At 74.8% G+C, this 4951-nt stretch carries 2 protein-coding genes and 1 pseudogene; all 3 read left to right on the top strand.

Annotated features, from left to right (window positions below; genetic code table 11):
• Positions 1 to 1348: pseudogene (locus tag AC1DXK_RS30090) on the top strand (hypothetical protein); the annotation flags it as partial.
• Positions 1345 to 2997 carry an SWIM zinc finger family protein gene (locus tag AC1DXK_RS30085; RefSeq protein ID WP_457108812.1) on the top strand — a complete coding sequence of 551 codons (1653 nt, stop codon included), beginning with the start codon at positions 1345 to 1347 and terminating at the stop codon, positions 2995 to 2997. The pseudogene AC1DXK_RS30090 and the gene AC1DXK_RS30085, both read left to right, overlap by 4 nt.
• Before the next feature lie 343 nt (positions 2998 to 3340).
• Positions 3341 to 4951: reverse transcriptase family protein (locus AC1DXK_RS30080; protein WP_477299643.1), on the top strand; the 1611-nt coding region annotated here is incomplete at its 3' end.

Here is a 4951-nt window from a genome sequence, read left to right as displayed (position 1 = left end):
CGCGGCGCCCCTGGTCGCGCGGCTGGTGGCGTGGCTGCGGGCGATGCCGGCGGAGCCCGACGCGGCCGCGACGGCCGCGATCCGGGGCCTGCGCGCCGCCCTGCCCCTCCTGTGGCCGGACCGCGACCTGCCGGTCGCGTCCGAGACCGCCGCCGCCCTGATCGCCCACCCGGCCGCCTTGGTCAGGTCCGCCGGCCTCGCGCTCCTGGCGCAGTCCGAAGCCGGGGCCGCCGGCCTGCCGCCGGAGAGCTGGGACGCGCTGATCGGCGCGGAGTCCGAGGACATCCGGATCGCCGCTCTGGTCCTGCTGGCGCGCCTCGACGACGGGCGGCTCGGGTTCTACGCGGACCGGATCGTCGCCTTCGCCAGCGGATCCGGCAGCGCCGTCCGGCAGGCCGCCCGGCCCCTGGTGGCGCGCCTCGCGGCGGCGGATCCGGATCTCGCCCCCCGCCTTGCCCGGGAGCTGATCGGCAGCCTGTTCCGCGCGGCGCCCGACGACGCCTACGCGGCCGACGTCGTGGCCCTGCTGCGCGAGGCCCTGCCGGGGGAATGCGCCGCCCTCGACGACGACACCCTGTGGCGCTTGCTGCAGGCCCGCGCCGAGGGCGCCCGCCGCCTTGGCGCCGCCCTCCTGCCCGACCGGCGCCCCGAGGCCCTCAGCGTCCGCCAGATCGCCCGCCTCGGCGGCCACCCGTACCAATCGGTGCGGGACTGGGCGATGGTGGCCTTCGCGGCCGATCCGGCCCGGTTCCAGGCCGCGGCGGCCGAGGCCGTGCTCCTCGTCGAGAGCGACTGGCCCGACACCCTCGCCTTCGCCCGCGACATGTTCGATGCGTGGCCGGAGACCGCCTGGACGCCCCAGGCGCTCGCCGTCGTCACCGACAGCGTCAAGCCCGAGGTCCTGGCCCTCGCCCGCCATCTCCTGCGCGGCCGGCTCCGGCCCGAGGATGCGGAGGCGCAGGTCCTGCGCCTTCTGGAGCACCCCGCCCCGTCGATGCACCTCCTGCTCACCGAACTCCTGACCGAGCAGGCGGTGGCGAGCGAGGCGGCCTTCGCGCGGCTGATCCCCCTCGCCCGCATCGTGATGCTGCAGGTGCTGCGGGGCCGGGTCGCCAAGGACCGGATGGCCGCCTTCCTCCGGGCCGAGGCCCTGCGCAGCCGCGCCCGCGCCGAGGCGCTGCTGCCGCTCTTCTCCGACCTGACCCTGAGCGGCACGGCCCGGGACCGCAGCGCCGCGATCCTGGCCCTGCGCGACGTCGCCGACGCGCATCCCGATCTCGCCGTGCCCCTCGTCCGGCGCCCGCCGGAGGCGCGGGGACCGGTCTCCGTCTCGGAAGAGGCCCGATGAACTTCGTCCATCGCTACCTCGGCGAGAGCCGGGCCGTCTCGGACGCGGACGCGACCCGGCTCGGCTTCGTCCCCGACACGTTGCGCGAGCCGACCTACTTCGCCGGGACGGTGGCGCGGCACCTGCCGTTCCGGGAGGCGATCTCCGCCCTGCACCACGTCGTCGTGTCGGACCTGCGCTTCAAGCCGAAGGACCGCACCGCCTACTTCGCGTGGCTCCAGGCCCACGAGCAGGAGCTCCTCGCCGAGAAGGACAGCCTGCGCGCGGAGATCGAGGCGCTGCGCGCCGAGAGCCGGGACATCGCGGCCCGCTCCGACGCGGTGATGCGGCCGTTCTACGACGCGCGGAAGCGGTACTTCGACTATCTCTACAAGGAGAACCTCGACGCCTGGATCGTGCTCGACCCGGTCATCACGGTCCATCCGGACGAGATCTTCTTCGAGGCGTTCAGCCTCGACGAATCGAGCTACGGGCGCCTGTCCTGCGACCACGAGACGTTCGCGCGGATCGGCGACATGGCCTGCGGCACGACCAACATCGACTACAGCCACGCCCTCTACGACGAGTTCCAGAAGATCCGCAGCTACCGGGTCACCGAGCTGGCGATCGACCCGACCGGCTTCGCGGTCCAGACCTCCGGCGAGGCCGCCTATCGCGAGGACAAGATCGAGCTGCCCGATTCCTGGATGCGGGGCTTCCTGCAGGTGTCGAGCGCCATGGCGCAGCCCGCCCACGTGGTGGACCTGCACCCAGTCGACATGCACGCGATCCTGACCCGCCTCGCCGCGCGCCGGGAGCGCCACGGCCCGCGCTCCCTGCGGTTCCTGCTCGAGCCCGGCCGGCCGGTCAGCGTGCTGATCGAGCCCTGGAACGAGCGGCTGACCTTCCGGCGCTCGCTCTACCGCGGGGGCGAGGCCGCGGAGATCCGCCTGTGGGGCCGGCGCCGCCTCGCGATCCTGGCCCGGACCCTGCCGCTCGCCCGGTCGGTGCGGCTGCACCTCCTCGGCACCGGGCTGCCGAGCTTCGCGGTGGTGGATTTCGGGGGCCTGCGCTTCACCCTCGGCCTGTCGGGCTGGACCGCCAACGACTGGTCCCGGGCCGGGCAGTTCGACCTGCTCGCGCCCCGGGCGGAGGTCGACGCCGACACCGCCGCCCGGATCTTCGCGGCGCTCCGGCGCCACCACGCCGCCGGGACCGGCCAGCTCGCCGCCGAGACCGGCCTCGACCGGGCGACCGTGGAGGCGGCGCTCGGCGGCTACGTGCAGGCGGGCCGCGCCATGTTCGACCTCGACAAGCGGGTCTACCGCCTGCGGGAGCTGACCCGGGAGCCCCTGGCGCCGGGCGCCCTGCGCTACGCCTCCGAGCAGGAGGCCAAGGCCGACAGGTTCCTGGCGGCCGGGCTGGTCACCCTCGGCCCCGTCGAGCAGGCCGGCGACAGGCGGCGCCTGAGCGGGACCGTGCTGGACGACGGCCGGAGCCTGACGCCCGCGGTGGAGCTCGATTCCGACGACCGCATGGTCGGCGGCACCTGCCAGTGCGGCTTCTACGCCCACAATCGGCTGACCCGCGGCCCCTGCGAGCACATGCTGGCCGTGCGCCGCCTCGTCCATGCCCAGGTCGAGGGCAAGCCGGTGCGGTGGCAGGCGTGAGACGGACCCGATTGATGCGGCCGCAAGCGTGGCCTATCCTGGCCGCGACAGGGGGCGTCGGCCGGGGCGGACCTTGCATTTCGGGCGGCGATTCGCCGTCCCTGCACCCTGCCCGGCAAAGCGTCACTGGCCCGCTCTTCACTGGGCCGGCACTGACCACCGGTGCGCGTTCGCGGTTTGGGTTCGCTGAACCCAAACGCGCACCGGTGGTCGTGCCGGCGTCGAGTGGACCGGGCCAGTCCCGAGACTTGACGAAGGCATCCCGGCCGACGTTCCCCGTCACACTTCCCCCCGTCACGCCCCCCCTCGTCCCACCTCCCGCCGCCCGCGCCGGAGGCCGCCGATGAGCCCGCAGCCCGGCAGGCTGACCCGCCAGCAGCTCTACGACCGGATCCACGAGAGCTCGAAGGACGAGGTCATCCTCGAGGAGATGATCCGGCTCGGCTTCTGGCCGGATGGGGCGGCTCAGCCCAACCCGCCGGACGACCTGATCCGCCGCCGCGGCGAGATCGCCCGCGCCCTCGCCGACCTGCACCGGCGGGAGGCGGCGTGGCGCGACCCCGAGGCCGCCCTCAAGGAGATGCATCGCCGCCGCAAGACGGCGGCGCTGGAGCGGCGGCGCGAGACCAAGCTGCGCAACGCCCGCGACCGCCACGCCCGGGCGCAGGCGTGGCACGCGCGCCGGGAGGCGGAGATCCTCCATCTCGGCGACGGCGTCTCGGCCGGCCTCGCGAACGCGGACGCTCCGGCGCGCGGGCCCGGCCCCGGTCTCCCGGTCCTGGCCAGCCCGAAGGCCCTGGCCGAGGCCATGGGGATCGGCCTCGGCGAGCTGCGCTTCCTCGCCTACGACCGGGCGCTCAGCACGGTGAGCCATTACCGGCGCTTCACCATCCCCAAGAAGGCGGGCGGGCTGCGCCGCATCTCGGCGCCGATGCCGCGCCTGAAGCGGGCGCAGTACTGGATCCTCGACGCGCTCCTCGCCCACGTCCCCGTGCACGACGCGGCCCACGGCTTCGTGCCCGGCCGCTCGATCGTCACCAACGCCGCCGCCCATATCGGGCGGGACGTCGTGGTCAATCTCGACCTCAAGGACTTCTTCCCGAGCCTCGATTACCGGCGGATCAAGGGGAAATTCCGGGGCCTGGGCTACGCCGAGCCGGTGGCGATCGTGCTGGCGCTGCTCTGCACCGAGCCGGACGTGGACGCGGTCGAGATCGACGGTGCCCGCCTCTACGCCGCCCGGGGTCCCCGCCGGCTGCCGCAGGGCGCGCCGACGAGCCCCGCGCTCACCAACCTCGTCTGCACCCGGCTGGACGCCCGACTCTCCGGGCTCGCCGGCAGCCTGGGCTTCGCCTACACGCGCTACGCCGACGACCTGACCTTCTCGGCCTCCGGCGAGGCCGCCGGGAAGGTCGGCGCGCTCATCAAATACGTCCACGCCATCGTCGCCGGGGAGGGCTTCACCGTCCATCCGGACAAGACCCGGGTGATGCGCCGCGGCCGGCACCAGGAGGTGACCGGGCTGACCGTCAACGAGCGGGTCGGCGTGCCCCGCGAGACCCTGCGCCGCTTCCGCGCCCTCCTGCACGGGCTCGAGCGGCACGGGCCGGCCGGGCGCCGCTGGGGCGCGACCGGCGAGGCGGGCGTGCTCCGCGCCGCCATCGGCTTCGCGCAGTTCGTCCGGATGGTCACCCCGGAGACCGGCGCGCCGCTGGTGGCGCAGGCCCACGCCCTGGCGGACCGCCACACGGATCGCCAAGCGGATCGCCAAGCGGATCGCCAAGAGACGCGGCCTGCAGCGTGGTCGCAACCGGATTTCCGATCCCGCTCCGCGCGGGGAGAGATTCCCCTCGCCCGCTGGTGGGTGCCGGCCCCCCGCTCCGCGCCCGAGCCGGACCCGATCCTGGCCGAGGCCGAGGCGGCCGCCGCGCGGGAGGCGGCCAAGGCTGCGGCC

This window comes from Methylobacterium sp. P3_A11, assembly GCF_056403155.1.
The sequence above is the reverse complement of the archived record's forward strand: the minus strand, read 5'-3'. Positions and strand labels throughout refer to the sequence as shown.